19 protein-coding genes are annotated in these 25,128 nt (G+C 61.3%); 6 read left to right on the top strand and 13 right to left on the bottom strand.

The features are described from left to right. Positions 1-159 precede the first annotated feature (159 nt). Together HMPREF3009_RS13545 and HMPREF3009_RS04385 are read right to left on the bottom strand one after the other, a co-directional pair. A complete protein-coding gene (locus tag HMPREF3009_RS13545; RefSeq protein WP_070680255.1) occupies positions 160-7,752 on the bottom strand; it encodes a G5 domain-containing protein in 7,593 nt (2,530 codons plus the stop codon). A gap of 389 nt (positions 7,753-8,141) precedes the next feature. Further along, positions 8,142-8,918, bottom strand: a complete 777-nt coding sequence (locus HMPREF3009_RS04385; RefSeq protein WP_070509648.1) for a hypothetical protein — start codon at positions 8,916-8,918, stop codon at positions 8,142-8,144. Between the two features lie 159 nt (positions 8,919-9,077). Between HMPREF3009_RS04385 and HMPREF3009_RS04380 the strand changes: the two genes are divergently transcribed. Continuing rightward, on the top strand, positions 9,078-10,217 hold the full coding sequence (locus HMPREF3009_RS04380; RefSeq protein WP_198531112.1) for an Mrp/NBP35 family ATP-binding protein: 1,140 nt from the start codon (positions 9,078-9,080) through the stop codon (positions 10,215-10,217). A gap of 6 nt (positions 10,218-10,223) precedes the next feature. On the opposite strand, the gene HMPREF3009_RS04375 is transcribed toward HMPREF3009_RS04380, so the two are convergent. The 3 genes from HMPREF3009_RS04375 to sigE form a co-directional block, all read right to left on the bottom strand. Further along, positions 10,224-10,796 carry a twin-arginine translocase TatA/TatE family subunit gene (locus tag HMPREF3009_RS04375; RefSeq protein ID WP_070680252.1) on the bottom strand — a complete coding sequence of 191 codons (573 nt, stop codon included), beginning with the start codon at positions 10,794-10,796 and terminating at the stop codon, positions 10,224-10,226. 67 nt (positions 10,797-10,863) lie between these two features. Continuing rightward, positions 10,864-11,313, bottom strand: a complete 450-nt coding sequence (locus tag HMPREF3009_RS04370) for an anti-sigma factor family protein (RefSeq protein ID WP_046648303.1) — start codon at positions 11,311-11,313, stop codon at positions 10,864-10,866. Positions 11,314-11,396: 83 nt separating this feature from the next. Further along, on the bottom strand, positions 11,397-12,062 hold the full coding sequence (gene sigE / locus HMPREF3009_RS04365) for an RNA polymerase sigma factor SigE (RefSeq protein ID WP_070516829.1): 666 nt from the start codon (positions 12,060-12,062) through the stop codon (positions 11,397-11,399). 164 nt (positions 12,063-12,226) lie between these two features. Here sigE and HMPREF3009_RS04360 point away from each other — a divergent pair, with 164 nt between their 5' ends. Then, positions 12,227-12,874, top strand: a complete 648-nt coding sequence (locus HMPREF3009_RS04360) for an O-methyltransferase (RefSeq protein ID WP_046648301.1) — start codon at positions 12,227-12,229, stop codon at positions 12,872-12,874. 432 nt (positions 12,875-13,306) lie between these two features. Here HMPREF3009_RS04360 and glgC read toward each other — a convergent pair whose 3' ends face one another. Continuing rightward, positions 13,307-14,524, bottom strand: a complete 1,218-nt coding sequence (gene glgC / locus HMPREF3009_RS04355) for a glucose-1-phosphate adenylyltransferase (RefSeq protein WP_070680249.1) — start codon at positions 14,522-14,524, stop codon at positions 13,307-13,309. A gap of 188 nt (positions 14,525-14,712) precedes the next feature. Here glgC and glgA point away from each other — a divergent pair, with 188 nt between their 5' ends. Both glgA and HMPREF3009_RS04345 read left to right on the top strand, forming a co-directional pair. Continuing rightward, positions 14,713-15,867, top strand: a complete 1,155-nt coding sequence (glgA, locus tag HMPREF3009_RS04350) for a glycogen synthase (protein ID WP_070680246.1) — start codon at positions 14,713-14,715, stop codon at positions 15,865-15,867. Positions 15,868-15,878: 11 nt separating this feature from the next. Beyond that, positions 15,879-17,336 (top strand): GH32 C-terminal domain-containing protein, encoded by a 1,458-nt coding sequence (locus HMPREF3009_RS04345; protein ID WP_070680243.1) that lies wholly within the window; start codon positions 15,879-15,881, stop codon positions 17,334-17,336. Between the two features lie 444 nt (positions 17,337-17,780). On the opposite strand, the gene HMPREF3009_RS04340 is transcribed toward HMPREF3009_RS04345, so the two are convergent. From HMPREF3009_RS04340 to dapE, 7 genes are read right to left on the bottom strand one after another with little or no spacing between them, the layout of a single operon-like run. Continuing rightward, a complete protein-coding gene (locus HMPREF3009_RS04340) occupies positions 17,781-18,668 on the bottom strand; it encodes a methyltransferase domain-containing protein (protein ID WP_046648297.1) in 888 nt (295 codons plus the stop codon). 9 nt (positions 18,669-18,677) lie between these two features. Beyond that, a complete protein-coding gene (locus HMPREF3009_RS04335; protein ID WP_010187237.1) occupies positions 18,678-18,845 on the bottom strand; it encodes a DUF3117 domain-containing protein in 168 nt (55 codons plus the stop codon). 35 nt (positions 18,846-18,880) lie between these two features. Further along, positions 18,881-19,234, bottom strand: coding sequence for a DivIVA domain-containing protein (locus HMPREF3009_RS04330; RefSeq protein ID WP_070516820.1), 354 nt, complete (start codon positions 19,232-19,234; stop codon positions 18,881-18,883). A 3-nt stretch (positions 19,235-19,237) separates the two neighbouring features. Beyond that, complete coding sequence (locus HMPREF3009_RS04325; protein ID WP_070680240.1) at positions 19,238-19,975, bottom strand: glucosyl-3-phosphoglycerate synthase; 738 nt, start codon at positions 19,973-19,975, stop codon at positions 19,238-19,240. A 3-nt stretch (positions 19,976-19,978) separates the two neighbouring features. Then, entirely contained in the window at positions 19,979-20,791 is an 813-nt protein-coding gene (folP, locus tag HMPREF3009_RS04320; protein ID WP_185963809.1) for a dihydropteroate synthase, read from the bottom strand. A gap of 26 nt (positions 20,792-20,817) precedes the next feature. Continuing rightward, positions 20,818-21,588, bottom strand: coding sequence for an LOG family protein (locus HMPREF3009_RS04315; RefSeq protein ID WP_046648293.1), 771 nt, complete (start codon positions 21,586-21,588; stop codon positions 20,818-20,820). A 7-nt stretch (positions 21,589-21,595) separates the two neighbouring features. Next, positions 21,596-22,684, bottom strand: coding sequence for a succinyl-diaminopimelate desuccinylase (gene dapE, locus HMPREF3009_RS04310; RefSeq protein ID WP_070680234.1), 1,089 nt, complete (start codon positions 22,682-22,684; stop codon positions 21,596-21,598). Positions 22,685-22,775: 91 nt separating this feature from the next. Between dapE and HMPREF3009_RS04305 the strand changes: the two genes are divergently transcribed. Continuing rightward, positions 22,776-24,134, top strand: coding sequence for an amino acid permease (locus HMPREF3009_RS04305; protein WP_070680231.1), 1,359 nt, complete (start codon positions 22,776-22,778; stop codon positions 24,132-24,134). An 18-nt stretch (positions 24,135-24,152) separates the two neighbouring features. Then, positions 24,153-25,124, top strand: a complete 972-nt coding sequence (dapD, locus tag HMPREF3009_RS04300; protein WP_070516812.1) for a 2,3,4,5-tetrahydropyridine-2,6-dicarboxylate N-succinyltransferase — start codon at positions 24,153-24,155, stop codon at positions 25,122-25,124. The last annotated feature ends 4 nt before the right edge of the window (positions 25,125-25,128 follow it).

Here is a 25,128-nt window from a genome sequence, read left to right as displayed (position 1 = left end):
CTCTGCCCTAATACACCGCATTGGCTCTCAACAACGAAATCGAACCACCGCAATGAACTAGGCAAAAGAGAAACGCCCGAGCTTATGCTCGGGCGTTTCATTCACGGCTTAGTAAACCGTGTCTTCAGGGCCAGCCCGGCCCTGAAGCTTCCTAGCGGACTAGGACTCCTTGCGGCGACCAGGACGCAGAAGCAGTACTGCTCCAGCAATCAGTGCCCATGCTGCGGCGAGAAGCCACAGGATATTTGCACCGGTATTCGCCAGGGCTCTAGAAGAGGAACTCTTCTTGGAGTCCTTGCTGCTCGAGGTCGAGCTAGTAGAGCGAGTGGTGTTGTCGCTCTGGCTCGGCTGAGCATTGTTGTTGGACTCCACAGCACTCGGCTGTGCTGCCTCACCCGGTGCCAGCGGCTGCGGCTGTTCCGGCTGCGGTTGCTGCGGAGCCTCGCCTGGGGCCTTCGGCTCCAACGGCTTCAGCGGCTCGAACGGCTTCTGCGGCAGTGCAGGATCATGCGGCGGCTTGAAGAAGTGACTCAAGACTGGCGGCACAAGAACCAGCGGAATGAGCAGCGGCCACAACCCACCGAGCTCAGGTATACGAGGCTCGTTAGGCTCACCTGGCTTGCCCGGCTCTCCCGGCTCACCTGGCTTGCCCGGCTCTCCCGGCTCTCCCGGCTCACCTGGCTTGCCCGGCTCACCTGGCTCGTTCGGCTCATTTGGCTCGTTCGGCTGAGTCGGATCCGTCGGTTCAGTCGGAACCAACGGAGTCGTCGACTCGTCGGTCGGCTTCGGTTCCGGCGTGCCCTTGGTCTCTGTCACAGTCACCGTCACAGTCGGGTCCTCCGACGGCTTCGGCTTGTCTGTGGTCGGCTCCTCCGACGGCTTCGGACGAGACGGATCCTCAGTCACCGTTACCGTGGTGGTCGGCTTAGCCGTGTTGGACGTCGTCGGCTTTGCGGTACCAGAGGGTTCTGGCTCCTCACTCGGCTTCGGCTCCGGAGACTCCTTTGTCTCAGTGACAGTTACCGTCGTAGTGCCACTATCAGAAGGCGTCGGCGTTGGGGTTTCAGAAGTCGGCTGAGGCTCCGAGGGATCCTCGGATGGCTCGGGCTCAGACGGATTGACCGTCGTGGTGACCGTCACCGTCGTCGTTGGACTTGCGTTCGGCTCGTCGGTCGGCTTGGTCGGGTCGTCCGTCGGCTCGGTCGGCTCGGTCGGCTTGGTCGGGTCGTCCGTGGGTTCTTCGGTCGGTTCATCCGTTGGTTCGGTTGGTTCCGTCGGCTCAACTGGGCCACAGCCACAGTTATCGCTAACGACACCGATAACAGTCTTCACGTTGAAGACATCACCGTTCTTCGTGGTGACCCTAACCGGAATCTCCTTGATGGTGCCGCTTGGGGTATCAGCCGGCGGAGTCACCGTCAGCTCACCCGTGGACTCATCAATGGTCACGGTCCAACCAGCCGGCGCCTCACCCAACTCGTAGGTGTTGCCCTCAGTATGGCCATAGTTGATGCCAACCTTCTTGGTATCGCCGGCCTTGATGACATCCGGGTTGTAGGTCGGTGCCTGAATGATCTCCGGGTCATTCGGCTCCGGAGCGATCGGCTCGTCTTCCTTCACGATGAAGACAGCGTTCGTCTCGTACGGCTTGCCGCCCTTCGGGGTCACCCTTACCGGAACCTTGATGTAGTCGCCAGACTTCGCCGTCGACGGTGCGGTTGCCGTCACTCGGCCGTTCTCATCAACGGAGACGGTCCAGCCATCCACGTCCGACGGCACCTCATAGGTGTTGCCATCCGTGTGCTTCTTCACGTCCTGCGACTCAGACTGGCCTGGCTTAACCAGCTCAACACCGTAGAAGGAGCGTTCAATCTCCGGGGCCGGCTCCTTCTCCGTCACCGTCGTGGTGGTGTTGCTGGTCTCGGTAACCTTCTCCGTCGTGGTGACCTTAGAGGTCTCCGTGACGGCCTTGGTACCGATGCGCAGCTTGCGTGGCGTCGGTTCCTTGGTGACCTTTTCAGAGGTCTCTGGGTCACCTACGGCCTTTCCATCCTTGAGCTTCCAAACCTTCGTGACTTCCTTCTCGCCGAAGGAACCGGCCTGGTCTTCTACAACCTTTCCGGCCTCAAGGTTCGGGTCAGTCTCAATGAGGGTCTCATACGGAGTCTGCTCGGTGTGCTTATCCGTCAGCTCGGTCTGAGTCGGCGCAGTACCGACCTCGATGATCTGCTTGGTCGGCTTGCTGATCTCCGTGGCGTCATCCTTGGTGGAAATCTCACCGTTGTCGGAGGTCACCGTAACGGTGTGCTTGACCTCGCCCGGCTTGCCTTCCTGGACAACCTTGGTCTCACCAGCCTTCAGGTTCGGATTCTCGCGAACCTCGACCTCGAATGGGGTGTTTTCGGTCCACTCGATGGTCTTGGACGTGGTCTTGCCCTTAGTGCCGACCTTGATGATCTTCTTGACAGGCTCGGTCACGCGCTCGGTCTTGGTCTCGGTACCGACAACATTCGAGTTCTCAATCTTCTGAGTCGTCGTTACCTTGTCCTTGCCCGGCTTACCTTCTTGAACCGTTTCCTGGGTGCCGGCCTCCATGGTGTCGTCGAACTGAATCTCGGTTTCGAATGGAACGTCAACCTCGGTCACTGTCTCATGAGAGCCCTCGGTCTTGGTACCCACACGAATCTCGGCCGCAACCGGCTCCTTGGTGCGCTCAGTCGTCACGGTCGGCTCGCCGAAAGGCTTGCCATCCACGATCTTCTGAGTAGAGGTCTCGACATCAGTGCCGAGCTCACCCTGCTTGTCGACGACCTGCTTGCCTGCCTCCAAGTTCGGGTCCGCGGTAATCTTCGTCTCGAACGGCACCGGCTTCTCAGTCTTGGTCACCACAGAGGTGTCTTCAGTCTTCGGGCCGTACTCGACGATGCGCTCGACAGGTTCAGTGCGGGCCTTGACTTCCTTAACCTGTGCTTCACCGTTGGTGCTGGTAAAGACTGCAGCATAGGAAGCCTCGCCGTTCTTGCCTTCCTGAACCACCCTAGTCTCACCCGGAGCGAGGTCAGGGTTCGGACGCAGAGTCGTGCCGAATGGAATCGGCTCCTTCCACTCGACCGTATCGGTCGCAGTGGCCTGCTTGGTACCAACGGTGATGACCTCGTCGACAGGCTGCTTCGTGATCTCTTCAGAGACCGTCGGCTCACTGTCCGGGTTCGAGTTGGTGATGTTGCGCTTGATCGTCACCGTCTTCTCACCCGGAACACCTGGCGTCGTCACCTTGGACTCACCAGCAGGCATGTTCGGGTCGTACTTGATGACGACCTTGAACGGAGCTTCCGTCTTGAAGGTTTCGACGTTCTCACCAGTGGTCTTGCCACCAACGCGGATGATCTGCTTGACCGGAGCCTTAGTCCGTTCCTTGGTGACTACCGGATCACCGGAAGGTATTCCGTCGACAAGCTTCTGCTTAGTCGTAACGGTCTCTTCGCCTTCTTCACCCTTCTGTTTAACGACCTGCTCGCCAGCCTTAAGAGTGTCGTCATAAATGATCTCAGTCTCGAACGGGATGCGGTTCTTGTCAGTGAAAACCAGTTCCTGATCCTCAAGGCGCGGGCCGTACTCCACAATGCGTGGCTTCGGATCCTTGGTCACGGTATCCGACGTGGTCTTCACCGTTGGAACACCGCCCGGCTCAAGGGTGGCGTCGAATTTCGCAGTGATGGTGCGCTCGCCAGCTTCGCCCTCCTGAACAACCTTCACCTCACCCGGCTTGAGTGCCGAGTTCGGACGCATGATGGTGTCGAAACCAGTAGACATCTTCCAAGTCATTTCATCGGTAGCCTTTGCAGGCTTGGTACCAATGACGACGACCTCATTGACCGGAGCCTTGGTCTGCGACCACTTGCCCTTTCGGTCCTGTACCTCTGTGCCTGGAACACCTTCGGTTTCGACCTTGTAGGTGCCCTGCGGGACGGTGTCATCGAACTTGTACTCAACATCGAACGGCACCTCGCGCGTCGGGGCATCCTGGATGTTGATCGGTGCATAAATCCGATCGGTGGAACCGTCGGAGTAGGTAACCGTGACCGGAACCTTGATAGAGTCACCCGGCTTCGCGGTCTTAGGTGCAGTAGCAATTACGTTGCCCTTGTCATCCAGGCCGACCAGCCAATTGCCGTTGGCCGTCGTAACCGTGTACGTCGGATTACCAAACTCGTTTTTATCCCCGGTTGCAGTGTAGCCATCAGCCGGAGTGATCTTGTACGGCTGATCCGGCGCCACGGTAATACCTTCAGGCAGCTCAATAGTGAGCGGAGAAGTAACCGTCTCACCAGGGAACGTAGTCTCCGGCGGGTAGGTTGGATCGACCTCGAAGTTCTGAGTCAAGTTCACCACAGTGGTTACTGGAGTCTCGTCGGTCGAACCATCGGGGTACGTCACCGTGACGTTGTGTACGTGCTTGTCACCCGGCTTAGAGTCAGCGGGCGGGGTTACGGAAACCTCACCGGTCTTCGGATCGATCTTGTAGGTCCACCCGTCAACGGTGTCCTCAGTTTTCGGCTTGTCGCCGTCCAAGCCGAAGGAGAAGGTCGTACCGTTCGGCGCACCGTCCCGGTTAACGGAACGCTTCACCTCGGTGCCTGGCTTGGTTGATTCGACCGGGTATGTAGGCTCGCTGATGTCCTTCTGGTTCTCCTTGACATTAAACGGTGCATAGACCGTGTCGGTGGAGCCGTCATAGTAAGTGACGGTAACAGGGATACTCACGCCGTCACCAGGTCGAGCGTCCTTCGGTGCGGTGGCGGTGACGACACCGTTTTCGTCGACGCTGACCTTCCATCCATTGAAGTCTGAGGGCACCTGGAAACGCTTCGAAGGATCCTTAGCGAGGTCGCGTTCAGGAATCCTCGTTACTTCCGTAATCTCGGACTTAATTGTTCCACCAGGCGTGGTGTTTTGCAGCAAGTACTGTGCCTCATAGACCTGCCGTACTTCCGCCTTAACGACGACTGTGGCAATCGTCTTATCAGTCGAACCGTCTTTGTATGTGACACGAACAGGGATATCCGCAGAGGTTCCAGGCAGAGCAAACTTGCTGATCGGAGTGGTGATGACACCCGTAACCGGGTCAATCTTCACATCTTCCCATTTCAGGTTGCGGGGTGGATCAATATAATCCGGGTCATTCGGATCCGTAATAATGGAAAACTTCGGTTCAGCAGCATCGTACAGGTTAGTACGATCCACCTGGCTAACCACTAATGTACCGGGTTGACCACTAACCGTCGGATACAAGGGATCATTCGTACGCGCGTAGGCATCGATGACCGTAAACTCTGCCGGAACAGTAGCGGTGGAACCATCCGGGTAGGTTACTTCTACATTGACGGTGACAGTCGTACCATTCTCCACTGTCGCATTCGGGGTTGCGGTAACCGTACCCTTCTCATCAATGCCGAACTCCCAGTCCTGCGGCAAGTTATCAGGCAACTTGTACTTAGCGAGCTTCGGATCGGACAACATCGTATCGATATCCGAAGTCGCCTTCTCCCCTGCCTTAGTCACCTGCGCAGGGTAGGAAGCGAAGTCCTTACCGGAACCATCACCAATAACGTTGATGGTTCCGGTCACCACCTGTGGGGTAGCGCCCGTAGCGTAGTAAGCCTTCACTGGGATGGTTAGTCGCGCGCCAGGTATAGCTGTTTCCGGAATCGTCGAAGTCAGCTCACCAGTATTCTCGTCGATAGTGACTGTCCAGTCACCATATTTGTACTCCAAAGAACCGTCTGGGAAAGTATAGCGATTGGGCTTCTCGTCATCGGCGCGACCGCCCAAGCCAATCTCCGGCAAGGTCGGCTGAAGCGTAACCGTTTCATTTATGTGGCCGGATTCCGCGGTGTAGTCCGGAACCTTGATCGCATTGACGATCTGGAAGGGAACCTCAACGGTATCGGTCGTCCCATCTGGGTAGGTAGCGATAACCCTCGGCAAAATCTTAGTGTTGTTCTTAGCAGCTTCCGGCGACGTCGCCTTGACCTTTACAGTTCCATCATCATCGACCGTTACTTTCCATCCTTCCGGAACGGACGCAGGGTCAACATCAAAAGACTTGGGCCGGACTGGGTCGTATCCCTCAAAGCTGGGCTTTAAATCAAGCTCTGAAACGAGTACTTTACCAGCTGGGCCCTCGACGGTTCCTCTGACAGCAAGTTCCGTCACCTGGGTATTGTTCGGATCAATAACTGCGAGCAGCGGGATAATATCCCGCGAACCATTGGAATAGGTGACAATGACCTGGGGCTGCGCAAAGGTACCCGGGAGCGGGTTGGCAGGTGTCGTGACGGTGACGTCATAGGTGTTTGGATCTAACTTGGCGTCCCAGCCCTGGTAGACATAGCGCTTATCAAGCTTGACCTCGGCTTCAACGCCGCCGTCCTCACGCTTCCTCACCAAATCAGCGATCTTGTCACCAACCTGCTTATAGGTCAGCGTCTGGCGCCCAGTCACAACTGTATTAGTAGTCTTATCAACACCAGAGGTCACCGATTGCTGGACCGGAGAATACTCCGGATCGTGGAACTGGGTGTCGTCGAAGCTCCACTGGTGGTTCCCGATAACGTTCGGCTTGTTATAGCGCGTTAGCGAGTTCGAGCTTTCGAAGGCTCCATCATGCTCGAGAAACTCATTGTTGCTCTTAGCAGCGTCCTGGAGCTGTGTAACCGTACGCGGCTTGGCCAGCACACTGAAGCGCATGCCCTGCTGATCGCTCAGCTTCGTGCCCTTGTACTTCGGCATGGTGTACTTGATGGTGCCGTCAGCGTCAATAGTCAGGCGCTTGTCTTCAGCGGACGCGTCGGGGTCACTCGTGCCGATAAAGTTACCTTGCGAGTCGAAAGCCTCCACGACCATGCGGGACATGGAGTCATCCGTGCCGCCACCAGTAACAGCAGGAACGTTGATCTTGCCGACCTCGAGCACCTCGCCCGGCCTGATGACCAGCTTCTCCTGGTTCTTCCACGAGACCGTGATCGGGTTACATTCGATGTTCTCACTCGGCCACGGGTTCACGACGGCCGTAAAGCCTGCAGATTCTCCCCGGGTGGCCCTAGTCCTTGGGTCGGGATTTTCCTGCTTATAGTTACCCTGCCAGGCGTAACGTACCGGGTTGGCGGCGGTGGCCTCAGCGAACTGCTTGACTTTCGCATCGGTCAGTTCCGCGTTGAGGTTCAGGTTTCGCTGTGCCCTAGAAGGGGTAATAGCGAGGAATTCGTCGGCCTTGTGCGTGACTACCTCGCCTGGAAGAAACGTCTGGCCGACATTCATCGACTGGAATTGGCCTGCGTCGAGGTACGCGCCCATATTGCCTGAATTGGTAAAGCCCCAATCAGCGAACGTGCGGTCCTTCGAGTTATCAAAGGCGACGCTCAAACCCCACCGGGTTTTCGAAGGGGTCTCACCAGTCGGTTCTTGGGTGTTCCAGCTGAAACCAGCCTGGCTGCCCTTCTGAGCGTTTGAGCCGACAACACACGAACCGGCCGGCAGGTCGGAGGCCTTCTGGGCGTCCTGCTCTACCGCGCCGTTGCCGTCGCTGCCGCGGAGGCCGCCGGTAAAGCCAGAAGCTGCTGTGGCCTCGGGGACGACAGTATTAAAAGAGGTGATGCTGAGGCCGCTCAGCGCGAGTGTAATAGCAGAAAGTGCTGCTACTCCTTTACGGGAAGAGGGCCGACGGGCCGAGCCACTTCGTGGTGCATTCATTCCTTAGGTCCTTTCAAATGCAGTACCCTGCCCCACCCCACAGTGCGGAAACCCGAAAGCCGCGGCGGCTTCTCAAGGTATTTCCTCACAAATTCGTTTAAGGATTGACAGGAAATAGGCAGGTGAACGCTAGAAATTGTACCCTCCTATACATAAACCCGCAAGAAAAACAGGGTTTTACCTGGAATCTTTAAGAATAAGTACACAAGCGCGTGGGAATTATAGATTTCCTGGAATCGACCACTCTGTGAGATACTGATCGGTTTCCACACGTAGGGAGTGGGGCGGTGCGGCGAGACGTCGCCAAGCAGGGCGTGTCCAGCGCCGTTTTATACAGTCCTAGGTTGTTCCCCCAGGCGCCGAGGACTGCGCCCCCTAGCTTGTATCTCCTAGGATTCCTCGTGGACCAAATCCGAGCCGCCGGAAGAGTTAGAGTCACCTTCCTCATTGAGGTTCTGCATGAGGTTGGCCTCCATCCAGGCGCGCACGGTCTCCTCAAAGTCCTCGGAGTCGTCTACTTCCTTCACCACTTCATCAAGGTCCTGCGCGGTGAGGAACTTGGTAAAGGAGGCAACTTCGAGCTTTTCATCGCGGTTGAATAGCCCGTCTTGGTAGACCACGACGTAATTCTGTGGAAGCTCCGGCTTTGAATTAGGGCAGCCTTCGGCACCGGCGGGCTCCACGACGGAGACCTCCGGGGGCAGCGAGGCCATGAGGGCGACGTGGGTGCGCTCCAAAAAGTCCACGTCCTTGGTGCCCTCTTCCTTGGCAGCCACGTAGTCCTTGGAAATCGCGCGGGCTTCCTCCGGGTTGTAGACGCTTAAGAATTCACCCGTGCAGCCCACGAAGAAGTTGCCGTTAGTGCTGACCCCGCTGACGTGCTCCCCTCCCTGGCGCACCAGCATAGGCTTCTGAGAAACGGTGGCCGCGCGCCCCTCATCGCGCAGGGTCTGGCGGTAGATCTCCGCCAGCACGCTCTGCTCATGAGAAGTCGGATCAATCATGATGGTGATCGGTGCCGAGTTCACTGGGTTCGGATCCGGCTTGGGTTCATACCCAGAGCAGGCGCTTAACGACGCCCCCGCAACCCCCACCAAGGCCACCCCAACAACGCGGGCGAAGGTGCGGGAACGTGCAATAAGGCGGGGCATCAGAATCAGGCGCATTCTTTCTATTCAACCGGACATGCAGCACACATGTCACTGTTCTTCAGAGTCCTCAGTCCGCAGCGCTGGGCCGCAGCATCTGGCTGAATCTTACACACCCCACTGGCCAGACGGCGGTGTGGCTCTCCCCGATAGCAAGTGACTAGACTAATGCGCGTTATGACTAGCGCTATTACTGAATCTTCCGTTCGCGACGCGCTCACCCGCGTCGATGACCCAGAAATCGGACGCCCCATCACGGAGCTGGGCATGGTGAAGTCCGTGGCCGTTAACGGTCCGGACGTGGACATCGAGCTTTATCTCACCATCGCCGGCTGCCCGATGAAGGGCACCATCGAGTCCAATACCCGCGCGGCCGTGGAGGAGCTCGACGGTGTCGGCAACATCAACATCTCGATGACACCGATGAGCGATGAGCAGCGTAAAGAGCTCAAGCAGAAGCTGCGCGGCGGGCAGGCCGAGCCGGAGATCCCCTTTGCCAAGCCCGAGTCCACCACCCGCGTGTTCGCGGTGGCCTCCGGGAAGGGTGGCGTGGGCAAGTCCTCCGTCACGGTGAACCTGGCCGCTGCCTTGGTCAACAAGGGGCTCAAGGTGGGCATCGTGGACGCCGATATTTACGGCCACTCCGTGCCCAGCCTGCTGGGTTCCACGGCGGGCCCCACAGTGCTTGACGACGAAATGCTGCTTCCCCCCATCTCCCACGGCATCAAGCACATTTCTATTGGCCAATTCGTGGAGGGCAACGCGCCGGTGGTCTGGCGCGGGCCGATGCTCCACCGCGCCCTCCAGCAATTCCTCGCGGACGTCTTCTGGGGCGACCTCGACGTGCTCCTGCTGGACCTGCCGCCGGGTACCGGCGACGTTGCCCTGTCGGTGGCCCAGCTCATCCCCAATGCGGAGCTGCTGATTGTGACCACCCCGCAGGCGGCTGCGGCCGAGGTGGCCGAGCGCGCCGGTTCCATCTCGCAGCAAACGCGCCAGCGCGTGGCCGGCGTGATTGAGAACATGGGTGCGATGGTCATGCCGGATGGCTCCACCATGGATATCTTCGGCTCCGGCGGCGGCAGCGTGGTGGCCGAGCGCCTCAGCGTGCTGCTGGGCCACGAGGTTCCTTTGCTCTCCAGCATCCCGCTCGATCCGAGCCTGCGCGCGGCTGGCGATGCCGGAACGCCCATCGTTATTTCCGCGCCCGACTCCCCCGCTGCCCAAGCCATTAACAAGGTGGCCGATTCCATTGCCGTGCGCTCCGATTCCCTCGTGGGCAAGAAGCTCGGCTTGGGTGTTACCCGCAAGAGCTAAAAGCCCTTAGGTGACGTCCTCCCAGGAGGAGCGGCCCTCGCCGGTGGATGCATTTCCGCCGCGCGGGGGCTGTGTCGTTTTAGCCGCCTTCTCCCCCGCTGGCTGCTGGGCGCCAAGGTCCGGATAGACCTGCGAATAATCGAAGGTCGGCCGGCCAGTGTTCTGCTCCGGCGCTGGCTGTGCCGGTCCCTGCTGGTTATGCGCGGGTTGGTTGTTTACTTCCGCGTCATGCTCATACGGGCTGGTGCTCTTCTTGATGTCCTCTGCCATCTTCTTCGGGTTGAAGTCGTCCCAGGCGGAATCGTCGCCGTCGAAAAGCGCCTTGGTGATCACCCCGCGCGGCCCCATGCGCGTCCCCTCCGCCGCCTGACTCAGCGGTACGCGAAGATCATCGAACTCCGCGCCGAGACCGCTCATCTCACCGTTGAGCTCCGCCTTGGCATTCGCAATGGCCTTGCGCGCGGCGTAGATAGCCGCGCGGACGTCCATGATCACGCCGGGCAGGCGCTCGGGGCCGATGATCACCAGACCCAGCAGCACGATGACGAGGATCTCTACCCATCCAATTGAGGAAAACACGAAACTATCTTAACTACTTCGCTAGTGATGACAGGGCGACGGGCGCGCGGAAGGCTTCGGTCTCTTGTTAGCCCCGCTGGTTGTGCCGGATGGCGCGCACAACCATCTCCACCTTGTCCAGGAAATCCTGACGTGGCTGGTGCGCAGGCGCTTCCGCATCCGGCCCGGGCCCTACGCCCTGATGGGCGATGCCAGCAAGCTTCGCCATCAGGGAATCAGGAGCCTTGACATGGGATTCCACGCTGCATTCACGGACCCACTCGGCGGCGTTGCGCTGGTGGTGGATTTCTGCCCGGCATTCCGGGCAGTGCACGAGGTGGATGCGTACGCGGTGGGCATATTTGGCGGGCATCTCGCCGTCGACGAAAGCGACGACCGCCTCGGGCCCCAAATGGCCGATAGTATCTGCCCGCTGAGCGCGGGCCTTTGCCTTATCGCGGACTTTGGCTTGGGCCTCGGTGAAGAACCCGGACAGACTCAGGGACTGGCCGTCGCTGCTATGTCCTTCTGCTTTCACCTCAACGTCACCTCACCTCAGTGCGCGCTCCTCTGCCCTAGGCGGCAGAATTCTCGCGGTCTCAGATTTAAACGCTGCCCAGTCTAGCGCGTACGCAGCAGGCTGCGGGTGTCTGCGTTGCTCTCGGCTTCCTTCTCCAGTGCGGCACGCAGCTGGGAGCGGCCGCGGTGGATGCGGGAGCGCACGGTGCCCATCTTGACGCCGAGGGTTTCGGCGATTTCGTCGTAGCTCATGCCCACGACATCACAGAGAACCACGGCCACGCGGAAATCCGGTGCGAGGTTATCCAGCGCGGACTGCAGCGCCGGATCCAGGTTAGCTACCGAATAGGCCTGCTCCGGTGTCATGTCCGTGCCGGGGACGCGTTCATAATCCTCCGGCAGGGCCTCCATGCGAATCTTGGAGCGGTGGCGGACCATGTCCAGGAAGAGGTTGGTGGTGATGCGGTGCAGCCAGCCCCCAAAGGTTCCCGCTTGGTACTTATCCAAGGAGCGGAAGACGCGCATGAAGGTCTCTTGGGTGAGGTCTTCGGCATCGTGCTGGTTGCCGGAAAGGCGGTAAGCCAAGCGGTAGACATCATCGGCGTGCTCAGCCACGAGTTCGCCCCAGGAAGGCATATCGGCTTGGCCGGCGTCGAACGCAGCGGTTCCGGTCAACTTCTCAGTTTCAGCGCTGGCATCATGGCTGCCAGTGGCGGAGGAATCGGTGGAACGGTGAGCGTGCTCAAACTCGCGCTGCTGTGTGGTCATGCCGAATATCTTTCTATAGTGCGCGTCGAAACTCCAGCCACGGCCCTGTGAGCAGCCTGTGAATCCGTCACAACGCTTACATGCGCTTCTTGCGTCACACGGGCCAGCGAGTTACGGGCGATTCTCAACACGCAACCTCGGTGATTTCACTATGGTTTTCTTTTGTGACTACTACGGCTTATGACGCAATGCGAACCTACATCGAATCCACCAGCGAGGTCTCCGAGGTTCTCGCCGGCGCCCGCGCCCACGCGGAGGAGTATGGCCTGCCAGCACCGGATGAGGCAACCGGCCAGTTGCTCACCACGCTCGCGGCGGTTTCATCCGGCACCACCTCGCGCCCACAGGCGGTGGCGATTACTCCCGCAGCATCCGTCGTGGGCCTCTATCTGCTTGCCGGCATGCCGGAGAACGGAATCCTCACCTGCATCGATCCGGAGGCAGAGCACCAGGCCAGCGCCAAGCGAACCTTCCGCGAGGCCGGCTACTCCCCCAGCCGCGGCCGTTTCTTACCCTCGCGCCCCCTCGACATCATGGGCCGTCTGGCTAATGACACCTACCAGGTGATCTACGCCGAGGTCCCAGCGCTCGATATGCCTGCACTGCTCAAGGCCGCCTGGCCGCTGCTGCACCAGCACGGCACTTTGGTGCTGGCCAATGCGCTTCTCGACGGCACCGTGGCCGACCCCTCCCGCACCGACCGCGACACCGCCGCTGCCCGCGAGGCCGACGAGGTTGCCCGCTCCCTCGAGGGCGCGGCCGTCACGCGCCTGCCCTACGGTGCGGGTCTGACACTCATCACCAAGCTGTAGTCGCCTTCTGAAACTGCCCGATCTGCCAAAACCATCGCGCGTTTTTCGATCGGCACGGAGATTTTCGTCATCTAGGGCACCGTTGGTTTAGCCGCTGATACGTCTCCGAGCTAAACCCCGCCCTGTGTCGCCGGTGGCCTTTTGCGCCGACTTTTTACTCCTTCTCCGTTCCCCCCACCCTTCGCGCTCACCCTTTTCCCCACCCTTCGCGCTCACCGTGGGGGCTTCGCTAGACGGGCTGCGCTCTCTCGGTGAGCGCGAAGGGAGTGTACTGAAAGGTGCGGTGTTGCAGGGCGTTGTTGCAGGGCGTTGTTGCGCAGGATCCTGAAGCACCCCAGAACTCGTCGGCGACATCAAAGCCACGAAAAGCGGGCGTGGAGTGGACTTCAATCCACCCGCACGCCCGCTTAAAGTGCTGCGCCGTCTCGCGGCTTAGACCTTTACGTTCTTGCCCACGACGACCACGCCGCCTTCGGAAACCTTGAAGCGCTCCTCATCGCGCTCGCGGTCCACGCCGATGATCGCACCATCGCTGACCACCACGTTCTTGTCCAGGATGGCGTGGCGGACCACCGCGCCGCGTCCAATGCGCACGCCCGGCAGGATGACGGAGCCTTCCACCGTCGCGCCATCGGCCACGTGCACGTCCGAGGAGAGCACAGAGTTGCGCACCGTACCGCCGGAGACAATGCAGCCCGGAGCCACCATCGAGGACTGGGCGATACCGTTCTGCACGAACTTCGCCGGCGGGAAGTTCGAATCATCCGTGGAGTGAATCGGCCATGAACGGTTGTACAAGTTGAAAATGGGGTGCACCGAAATCATGTCCATGTGTGCCTCATAGAAGGAGTCGATGGTACCGACATCGCGCCAATAGCCATGGTCACGCTCCGTGGAACCGGGCACCTCATTGGCCATGAAGTCGTAGACGTGTGCCTGCTCACGCTTCACGAAATAAGGAATGATGTTTCCGCCCATATCATGCGCGGAGTCCTCATTCTTTTCGTCTTCCAGCAAAGCGTCGATAAGCGCCTGCGTGGTGAAGACGTAGTTGCCCATGGAGGCGTAGGTCAGGTTCGGATCATCCGGGGTGGCCGGGGGATTCGCAGGCTTCTCGACGAACTCCGTAATCGTGCCCATCCCATCCGCCTGGATGCAGCCAAAGGCAGAAGCCTCCGAACGCGGGACGCGGATGCCTGCCACCGAACAGTCCAGGCCAGTCGCGATGTGCTCCTCCACCATCTGGGCCGGGTCCATGCGGTAGACGTGGTCGGCACCGAAGACGATGACGTAATCCGGCTTCTCGTCATAAATCAGGTTCAGTGACTGCAAGATGGCATCGGCCGAACCGTTGTACCAGCGCTTACCGCGGCGCTGCTGGGCGGGCACGGAGGCGATGTACTGCGGGGTGGGGCCGGAGAGGTTCCACGCCTGGGAAATGTGGCGGTCCAAGGAGTGGGACTTGTACTGCGTTAGCACCGCAATCTTGAGGAATCCGGCGTTAACGAGGTTGGACAGCACGAAATCGATCAGGCGGTAGGAACCGCCGAAAGGAACGGCGGGCTTAGCGCGGTCTTCCGTCAGCGGAAAGAGGCGCTTTCCCTCGCCGCCGGCAAGGACAATGGCAAGGACATTAGGAAGGCTTCTCACACCACCCAACTTATAGACATTTTCCGCATCGTGCAGTAGAAGTTTGCGTGTTTTTACCCCCTTTAACCTCCCTCACCCCGCTTGCGTGCTTCCTCCGTGTTTTCGTCCCAACGCCGCTGCGCGCCGCGCTCATGGCGCGCGATAGGAAGGTTTAGCGCGCGCTGCGGAATGTCCGTATTCTGGCGAGTATGAGAGCCGGAATATTTTCTAAGGAGTATCCGCCTGAGATTTACGGCGGAGCTGGCGTCCATGTTGCAGAGCTCACCCGTTTCATGCGCGAGATCATCGATGTCTCCGTCCACTGCATGGGGTCTGAGCGCGACGAGAAAGACGTTTTTGTCCATGGCGTTGACCCCGCATTAAAGGATGCGAACGCCGCGCTGCAGACATTGTCTACGGGTCTGCGCATGGCCAACGCCGCCTCCGATATCGATGTGGCTCACTCTCACACCTGGTACACGGGCCTTGGTGGGCACCTCGCCAGCCAGTTGTACGGCATCCCCCACGTGGTTCCCGCGCACTCCCTCGAGCCGCACCGCCCGTGGAAGCGCGAGCAGCTGGGCGGTGGTTATGAGGTCTCCTCTTGGTCGGAGAAGAACGCGATGGAATACGCCGACGCCGTCATCGCGGTATCTGCCGGCATGAAAGATTCCATCTTGGATGCCTACCCCCGTATCGACGCCGATAAGGTCCACGTGGTCCTCAACGGCATCGATACGCAGGTCTGGCAGCCGGGTGAGTCGGCGGTGCTGGATAAGTTGGGCGCCGACAAGCAGCGTCCGATCGTTGCCTTCGTGGGCCGGATTACCCGACAGAAGGGCGTGAAGCACCTGCTCAAGGCGGTCCAGAGCTTTGACGAGGATATCCAGCTCGTGCTGTGTGCGGGCGCGCCGGATACGCCGGAAATTGCGGCGGAGACCGAAGCCCTTGTGGAGGAGCTGCGCTCCAAGCGCGATGGTGTGTTCTGGGTCAAGGACATGCTCTCTCGCGAGGAGATTAAGCAGGTCTATTCCGGTGCCGATGTGTTCGTCTGCCCGTCGATCTATGAGCCGCTGGGCATTGTTAACCTCGAAGCCATGGCTTGCGGCACCGCGGTCGTAGCCTCCAATGTGGGTGGCATCCCAGAGGTCGTCGTGGATGGTGAGACCGGCGTTTTGGTCAATTACGATGCCGCTGATGAAGCCACCTTTGAGGCTGATCTCGCCGCCGCCGTGAATCGAGTGGCAGCGGACAAGGATCTGACGCAACGCTTTGGCAGCGCCGGTCGCCAGCGCGCGATTGATGACTTCTCGTGGGCTACCATCGCGCAGCAGACCGTGGACATTTACCGTTCGTTGATGTAGGAAGGACTGCCGTGACTCTTAACGAACCGCCTCATCGCCCAGAACTACATTTCGTTCCCGACACCGGGGTCCTCGAAGCCCCCGCGGGAATCGTCCGCGACGGTAACACGTGGCACCTGTTCCACCAGTACCGGCCCGCGGCTGACCAGCCCGCACGCTGGGGCCACTCCACGTCTGAAGAAACAGCTTTTGAGTGGCTCGACTGCGACGATGTCCTCGCCCCCGTGGGCGGAGAGCTGTCGCTGCGTGCTGGCTCCGTCGCGGAGGGTAAGGAGGCCCTCAACCTGTATTTCACCTCGGTGACCTCGGTGGGTACGAGCGTGCGCCTAGCGCGCTACACCGACTACGCCGATGAGTGCGTCGTCTCCGATGACCCTACGGCGCTCGACCCGGATGTCGTCCGCTTCGGCGAGGCTGTCGGTGCCAGCACCAATCACGACCGCTTCCGCTCTCCCTCTGTGGTCCCAGATTGGGCCAAGGAGGACCGCGAGGAAGGCCACGATGGCTGGCTCATGCTTGCGCTGACCGGGCACTCGGACGCGCCGGTGCCGGTGATCCTGGATAGCCCCGATGGCGAATCCTGGACACTCCTCGGGCCGTTGAGTTTCGACGGCGACCCCGGTTTTGAGGAGGGCGAGGTTCCGGCTACCTCCCCCATCCCGCCGGTGGTCTCGCCGCGCTTGGTGCGCCTGCGCGACGAGGTCGATAGGGAAATCTACGATGTGCTCTTCGTGACCTTAGAGCGCGAGGGCCGCGATGTTTCCGGCTATATTGTGGGCCGCCTTGATGGCACGGTGTTCACCGTGGCGAAGGGGTTCCAGCGCGTGGACTTTGGCCACGATTTCTCCCGTCCGCGCAACACCAACACCACGACTGGAACGATTCCGCAAGAGCGCCGCTACGACCGCGCGGTCATCCTCGGTCTGCTTAACGGCAACGGTCGCGGTGACGACGCCACCAAGCACCCATCCTGGGAGGCGGAGGGCTGGGCTAATAGCCTGTCGCTGCCCCGTGCGGTCACGCTGCAGGGCGGTGTGCTGTACCAGACCCCGGCGGAGGGTCTGCCGGATGCGGTGAAGCTCTCCGATTATGCCCAATCCTGGACTGGTGTTTTGGAGGTTCCGGAAGGCTCCGCCGTGACCGTCACGCTGAAGGACGGTAACGGTGATGCCGCCGCAGTCATCCGCCACACCGGCTCCGAGATCAGCCTGGATCGCTCCATGTCGAAGGCCTTTGATCACTACTTCAAGGACTCTGCTCCTGCGGTGACCCAGCTGGCTGAGGGCGATTCGGACACGCTCACCGTCATCCAGGACGGCGCTAGCGTTGAGGTGTTTGTGGATGGCGGCTTGGTGGCCATGAGCTCTCGCGTCTACTTCGAGGGCGGGTGCTCTGCCATCGAGGTCAGCACGGAGGGCGAGGCTGTCATTGAGCAGTCGTGGAGCCGAAAGGGCACCAAGCACTCTTAATCGCATCGCGCGTGTGTTGAACTATAAGAGGAGGACCGGGATGACCGGTCCTCCTCTTAATGCGCTCCCCTACCCTTCGCGCTCACCGTGGACATCAAACAACCACCGCGGGCGCTGCCGGTGAGCGCGAAGGGAGATTAGCGAGGATGCCCTCGAGCGCCAGCGGGACCACGCAGCTGACGCGCGTCACTCAGCCAGGCCGGGCCTCACTCCGCCCTTCGCGCTCACCGTGGGCTTCAGACAACCGTCGCGTGCACTGCCGGTGAGCGCGAAGGGAGGTTTGGTAGCCGCGCGGCGTCAAGGCCGGACCGAGGATGTAGCCATGAAATGCTGAGGCTGGACCGGGGATGTAGCCATGAAATGCTGAGGATGGGCCACAGCTGCAGCTTTGAAGCGTTTAGGCAAGAAATGCAACCAGCATGCGGCCGAGAATAAAGCCGCCTATTAAGCAGAGCGCAGGCGGTCCAGACGAGCATGCGCCGTCACGGTCAAGGTTTGCGGCAGAGAGGCCATACGCTCGGCCAGCTCTTCCGGGCTGATGTGGCGCGCCGAGGGGCTCATTCCCACCTGCGCGGCGATAGAAGCCTTATCCAAGACAATGGGGAAGGAAATATCGACCGGGTCGGCCGCCTGCTCAAGGAAACCTTCCGCCTGCGCGTAGAGGCGCTCCACCTTTCCTTCCTCGACGCCGAGGATGCCCAACGGCTCCCGCAGCTCATCGAGGTGGCCAGCCTGCGGAGTCAGCACAATGACCTCCCCGCCGGGGGCGAGCACGCGCTGGAATTCCGCCGGGTTGCGCGGGGCGAAGACGACCGAGATGGCGTGAATCGAATCATCCTTCAGCGGCAGACGCTCCCACACATCCGCGACCACGGCACCGACGCGCTCGTGCGACTTGGCCAGGTGCTTGGCCGCATGCGTAGAGATATCCAGGCCCACGCCGCGAGCGCCCTCAATCGAATCGAGCGTGTGGGCTAGGTAGTAACCCGTGCCCGCGCCCACCTCAAGGAGCGCGGGGGCGGTGTCCACATCCAGGCCAGCCGCGTGCTCAGCCGCATCCTGGGTTTCCAAAGAGTCCTGGACCGCGCCGGTCACTGCCTCCACGAAGGGCGCGAAGTGCCCCATGGCCAGGTAGGTCTCGCGGGCGGTAACCATCGCGGCATCGTCGCCCTGATGTTTCAGGCCCGCGCCGGCCGCCAGCGTGACGTAGCCCTGCTTGGCCACGTCATAAGAGTGGCCGGTCTCCGACACGAGGCGAGAAAAATCATCCGCGCCCTGCAGGGCGCTGCCATCGGCAGGATCGGCCAGAATATCGACGATATGTGAAAGCATGCTCCTAGACTAGCTAGAAACTGCTACGAGGAGTGAACCCAGCTCCGCTGCTTCTTCTTTACTGAGCTCAATGACAATGCGCCCACCCCCGTCAGAAGGAATGCGCATCACGATCTTGCGGGACTCCTCTACCGCTTCCATCTCTCCACCAGTGGTACGGGGCTTCATCGCTGCCATATTGAGTCTCCTTCGACTATTTTTAGAACGTCCTTCTAGTCTAGCTCTTTTTCGGCTGACAGCGGCAGGCTCGTTGCCGCACCCGCGGGGGATGGTTCCGCAGAATCATCTGCAGAACCATCAGAAGCCACCGGCGCAGCGCCCATGCGGCGCTCGACGGCAGCCAGCAGCGCATCCACTTGGTCCTGGCGGTAGCCGCGTGTCACGACGTCGAAACGCAGATCATCGAAGCGCCCCTCCTCAAGGGCGCGCAGATTCTCCTCGTTGGTATCCACGGCCGTATCGGGAGCCTCCATCACGGTCCCCCGACCCACGATGCTTCCCCACGCCCATGTGCCAATGATGACGAGGGCGATGAGGACAACGATAAGAAGAATCCAGGACATCATGCGCTAAATCTTACCCAGCAGCGGCGGACGTTGGGCAACGGGCCCAACCACACCCGCGCGGGACAGGATGGTGCGCGCGACGACATCGGCCATCGGGGACAGCTCCTCGAGCGGGCGGTTGCGGTGGGCGCGGGTGCCTAACTCCACCTCGGCGATAGCATGGGGCCCATAGCGCTTGGCGACGTCTATCAGCAACCCCGCCTCCACCCCGTAGCCCGCCACAAAAGGCAGGCCCAGGGCTGTCTCGCGGCGAATCGCGTACTCCCCGCCCAGAGGTTGATCGATGTGCGCGAGCTCGGGGAAGAACATGCGCAGCAGCGGCTTGGCGCTCAGCTCCGTGACCCGCCCGCCGCCCGTGGGCTGACCGTTCAGGCTGCGTGCATAGCGCGCCTTGACCATCTGCACGTGGGGATCCACGAAAGGCTCACTCAGCGCGGTAACCATGCCGGGCCGCGCGGATTCTAAGTCCGCGTCGATGAATACGACCACCTCGCCCCGGGCCGCGGCGACCCCGCGCCACAGAGACTCGCCCTTGCCCGGACACGGCTCCTCTTCCAGTATCTCGCGCCAGTTGCACACCCGGGCACCAGCCGCGGCGGCCCGAGCGGCGGTCTCATCGGTGGAATCGGCGTCGATGACGATGACCTCTAAAGGTTCATCCGCCAGGCAAGCACGCACGACGTGCGCGACGGTGCGCTCCTCATTGAGCGCAGGGATGACAACGGAAACGCTCGGAAACATGGCTTAGGCTAGCCCCCGGGTCGTCGCCAAGGGCGCCATCTGCCCCTGGATGGCGGCGGTCATACGGATGACATCCAACGTCGGGCCCACCTCATGTACCCGAAACGCCGCCACGCCGCGCGCTGCCGACCATGCCGTTGCCGCCAGCGTGCCCGCGACGCGCTGGTCCACGGCGCGGTCGAGGGTCTCACCCACAAAGTCCTTGTTCGACAAGGCCATGAGCACTGGCCACCCCGTCGCCACGATCTCATCGATGCGCCGCAACAGTTCCAGGCCGTGAAAGGTGTTCTTGCCAAAATCGTGCGTGGGGTCGATGAACGTCAGCTCCTCCGGGCAACCGAGGTCTGCGGCTCGTTCGGCCAGCCGCGTGGTTTCCGCGATGACGTTGGCAACCACATCGTCGAAGTGCACGCGGTGCGGGCGGGTGCGCGGTGTGACACCACCGGTGTGCGAACACACGTAGCCGACCTTGTGGTGGCCAGCCACCTCGATGAGCTCAGGATCCCACCCAGCCCACGTGTCATTGACCAAGCTGGCACCAGCGGCGATAGCTGCTTCTGCTACCTCGGCGCGCCACGTGTCCACGGAAATCAGCGCGTCCGGGCGGCGCCGATGCAGCTCCGCGATAGTCGGCACGACGCGCTCGATTTCCTCGGCCGCATCCACGTGTTCACCCGGGCCAGCCTTGACTCCGCCGATGTCGATGATGGAGGCGCCGTCGTCAAGCGCCTGCTCAGCGCGCTGGATGGCGGGGTCGAGCTCGAAGGTGGCGCCCTTGTCGTAGAAGGAGTCGGGCGTGCGGTTCACAATCGCCATGACCCGCGCGAGGTTGGGGGCAGAGGTCACTTGTCTTCTTGCTCCCGCAGGCGCTTGTCCGACATGACCTTGTGCGCGGCCAAGATGTGAGCGACGGCTTCGTCGATATCGTCGGTGACCAGGAAGAGATCGAGGTCTTCGGGGTTGATGAACCCGCCCTCGGCCAGGGTCTTCTTCATCCATTCCACCAGGCCTGCCCAGTACTCGGTGCCCATGAGGACGATGGGATAGTTGGTCACCTTGCCGGTTTGGACCATGCACATGACCTCGAAGAACTCATCCATGGTGCCCATGCCGCCGGGCAGGCAGATGAAGGCCTGGGAGTACTTGAGGAACATGGTCTTGCGGGCGAAGAAGTAGCGAAAGTTCAGGCCCAGATCGACGTAGGGGTTCAGGCCCTGTTCGTGCGGCAGCTCGATGCCGAGGCCCACAGACAGCCCGCCGGCCTCGTGCGCGCCGCGGTTGGCCGCCTCCATGATGCCAGGGCCACCGCCGGTGATGACGGCATACTTGGCCTCCACGAGGCGGCGGCCCAAAGCCACGCCCAACTGATAATTCGGGTCATCCTCCGGGGTGCGGGCAGAGCCGAAGACGGTGACGGCCTTCGGCAGCTTAGCCAGGGCGTCGAAGCCGTCCACGAACTCGCCTTGGATGCGCAGGACGCGCCACGGGTCGGCGTGCTGCCACTCGTGATCGGCGCCGGACTGCAGCAGCCGTTGGTCAAAGGTAGAGGACTGCTCTCCAGCAGTACGCACGAGGAGAGGTCCGCGCAGGGTGCGCAGTTGCTCAGGCGTCATGGTGGTCTTATCCCTTCAGGTAGTTCAAGAGTGCGGTCGAGACTTCGGTGATCTGGGTGATGGGCACCTGCTCGTCCTTCTTGTGAGCAAAGCCCGGATCGCCGGGGCCGAAGTTAACGGCCGGGGTACCCATCTCGGAGAAACGGGCCACGTCGGTCCAGCCGTATTTTGCGCGGACGTTGCCGCCGACGGCGTCGACAAGCGCGCGTGCCGCTGGCTGCCCCAAACCGGGCAGGGCGGCCCCAGCGATGTCATCGACCTCCACGGTGATGTTGTCGTGTTCGCCGAGGACATCCATCAGGTGCGCCATCGCCTCCTCGGAGCTGCGGTCGGGAGCGAAGCGGAAGTTGACGAACATCCAGGCCTCATCCGGAATGGTATTGGTAGCCACGCCGGATTCGAGGTGAACGATGTTGAGGCCTTCCTTGTAGGTGCAGCCGTCAATCTCGACGTCGCGCGGCTGGTAGTTGGCCACGTTGAGCATCACCGGCGCCAAGGTGTGCGCCGCGTTGGAGCCCAGCCAGGCGCGGGCCGAGTGCGCGCGGATGCCGTGGGCGGTGACGCGCACGCGGATGGTGCCCTGGCAGCCGGCTTCGATCATGGCGCCGGAAGGCTCGCCCAGCAGGGCCAGATCTCCATGCAGCCACTCCGGGTGATCCTTCTGCAGGTGGCCCAGGCCGTTGAATTCGGTAGCGACCTCCTCGCCCTCATAGGCGATGACCGTGAGATCGTGCTTGAGCTCATCGGAGTTATACAGCTGCGCAAAGGCGTTGAGGTAGACCGCCATGCCGGACTTCATGTCCACGGTGCCGCAGCCATACATGGTGGCGCCGTCCTCCGACATGGTGTGGGGGACGTTATCGGCCAAGGGCACGGTATCGATGTGGCCGGCGAGGACCACGCGGCTTTCGAAGCCCCGATTCGTCCGGGCGCAGACAGTGTTGCCGTAGCGTTCCACCTCTACTGTGCTCTGGTCCAGACCGCGCAGGGCTTCCTCGACGGCATCAGCGATCGCTTGCTCGTGGTGCGAAGGGCTAGGGATATCCACCAGCGCCTTGGTCAGCTCGATGGGATCGGAGAAGAGATTTAAAGTCACAACCCGCCATGCTAGCGCCCCCGGTTGCTTAGTGCATTGCGTAAAGTACTTCCCGTTGCAAACAATCAACAGCGTTGAAGGTGATTTCCCTATGGCTGCGGCCACTCAACTCAAAACCCGCCCCCTCACCATGATGGGCCTCGGCTCCGCGGTGGGCGCGGGCCTCTTCCTAGGCGTCGGCCTGGGCATCCAGGTCTCCGGCACCTCCGTCCTTATTTCCTATGCGGTGGCTGGTGCGCTCATTGCCTTGGTGATGTGGATGCTCGGCGAGATGGCCGCCGCCCGGCCTTCGTTGGGCGCTTTCTCTACCTATGCGGGCCAGGCCTTCGGGCCCTGGGCCAGGTTTACCTTGGGCTGGATTTACTGGTTCATGCTGGTCATGGTGATGGGCGCGGAGATTACCGGTGCCGCGGCGATTGTCTCCAACTGGTTCGGGGTGGACCCCTGGATTCCGGCATTGGTGGCCGTGGTCTTCTTCGCCATCGTTAACTTTGCCGCCGTGGGTGGCTTCGGCGAATTCGAGTTCTGGTTCGCCATCATCAAGGTGGCCACGATCGTGGCCTTCCTGGGCGTCGGTGTGCTCATGGCACTGGGTATCCTGCCGGGTATGGACCTGTCCATGGCGGGACATAACTTCACGGAGAACTTCCTGCCCAACGGCGGCCCCGGCTTTGCTGCCGGCTTGCTCGCCGTGGCTTTCGCTTTCGGTGGCATCGAACTGGTCACCATTGCCGCGGCGGAATCTGAGGACCCGGCCCACAACGTCGCTACTGCCGTGCGCGCCATCATCGTGCGCATCATGGTCTTCTACATCGGCTCCATCCTGGTCATCACCATGGCCTTGCCTTTCAGCTCCATCCAGGACGCCGATGTGGCCGCGGACTCGCCCTTCACCCTGGTCCTCGCCGCCGCGAAAATCCCCTTCGCCGCGGGATTCATGGAAGCCATCATCGCCTTGGCGCTGCTGTCTGCCTTCAATGCGCAGATTTACGCCACCTCCCGCTTGGTCTACGACATGGCCAAGGACCACAGCGCGCACCACGTCTTCTTGAAGACCAACGTCTCCGGCTCCCCCATTTATGCGGTCGTGCTCTCCATCATCTTTGCCTTCGCATCGGTGGTGCTGCAGTACTGGAACCCGCCGGGGCTTCTGGCCTTCCTCTTCAACGCGGTGGGCGGCTGCCTGCTGGTCATCTGGTGTTTCATCGTGGCCTCCTACATCAAACTGCACCCTCAGATGAAGGCCAACGGCGAGCTCACGACGCTGCGCGTGCCGGGCTTCCCCTGGCTGCCGTGGCTGACTGCCCTAGCACTGGTGGGTCTTACGATTCTCATGCTTTTCGACGCCTCCGCCCGCAACCAAGTCCTCGCCGTCCTCATCCTGACCGTTTCCCTGGTTGTGATCTTCCACCTACTCCCGGGTAACAAAAGGCGCGCGTCGAACGCGTAGCTGCTAGGGTGTGACCCTATGACTTCAGCATCCGCACGCGGCCTGGCAACCATTACCCACGACGGCACCGTCCTGGACGTCTGGTTCCCCGCAGTTCACACCGATATCTCTGTAGAAGCCAGCGGCACCGAGCGCCTAGAGGAGGTTCCGCAGCAGTTCGCTGACCTCGTTGGCCCCGACGAGGAGCGCGGCGTCGCCCGCATCGCGGTGGAGACCACCATCAAGGATCTGGACGAGGCTCCCGCCGACACCTACGACGCTTACCTGCGCCTGCACCTGCTCTCCCACCGCGCAGTCAAGCCTCACGGCCTGAACGTAGACGGTATCTTCGGCAAGCTGGCCAACGTCGTGTGGACCAACTACGGCCCCTGCGCGGTTGCCGATTTCCAGATGGTCCGCGGCCGCCTCGCTTCCCGCGGCCCGGTCGTGGTCTACTCCGTCGATAAGTTCCCGCGCATGGTGGACTACGTTGTCCCGTCCGGCGTGCGCATCGGTGACGCCGACCGCGTTCGCCTGGGCGCCCACCTCGCTGAGGGCACGACCGTGATGCACGAGGGCTTCGTTAACTTCAACGCCGGCACCCTGGGCGCCTCCATGGTCGAGGGCCGTATTTCCGCAGGCGTCGTCGTGGGCGATGGCTCCGATATCGGCGGCGGCGCCTCCATCATGGGCACCCTGTCCGGCGGCGGCAAGGAGGTCATCTCCATCGGTGAGCGCTGCCTGCTCGGCGCGAACTCCGGCGTGGGCATTTCGCTTGGCGACGACGCCGTCGTCGAAGCCGGCCTCTACGTCACCGCCGGTACCAAGATTGCGGTCTTCGGCAAGATCGCGGAGGCTCTGGGCCTGTCTGAGGGCGACACCATCAAGGGCTCCAAGCTCTCTGGCGTCTCCGGCGTGCTGCTGCGCCGTAACTCCGTGACCGGCGCCGTCGAGGCCGTGGAATGGAAGTCTGAGGCTGTGGCCCTCAACGAGGACCTGCACAAGAACTAGGCTT

It is taken from the genome of Corynebacterium sp. HMSC034H07 (genome assembly GCF_001815175.1).
In the GTDB taxonomy this organism is placed as follows: Bacteria; Actinomycetota; Actinomycetes; order Mycobacteriales; family Mycobacteriaceae; genus Corynebacterium; species Corynebacterium hiratae.
This window is presented reverse-complemented; position numbering and strand designations above follow the sequence as displayed.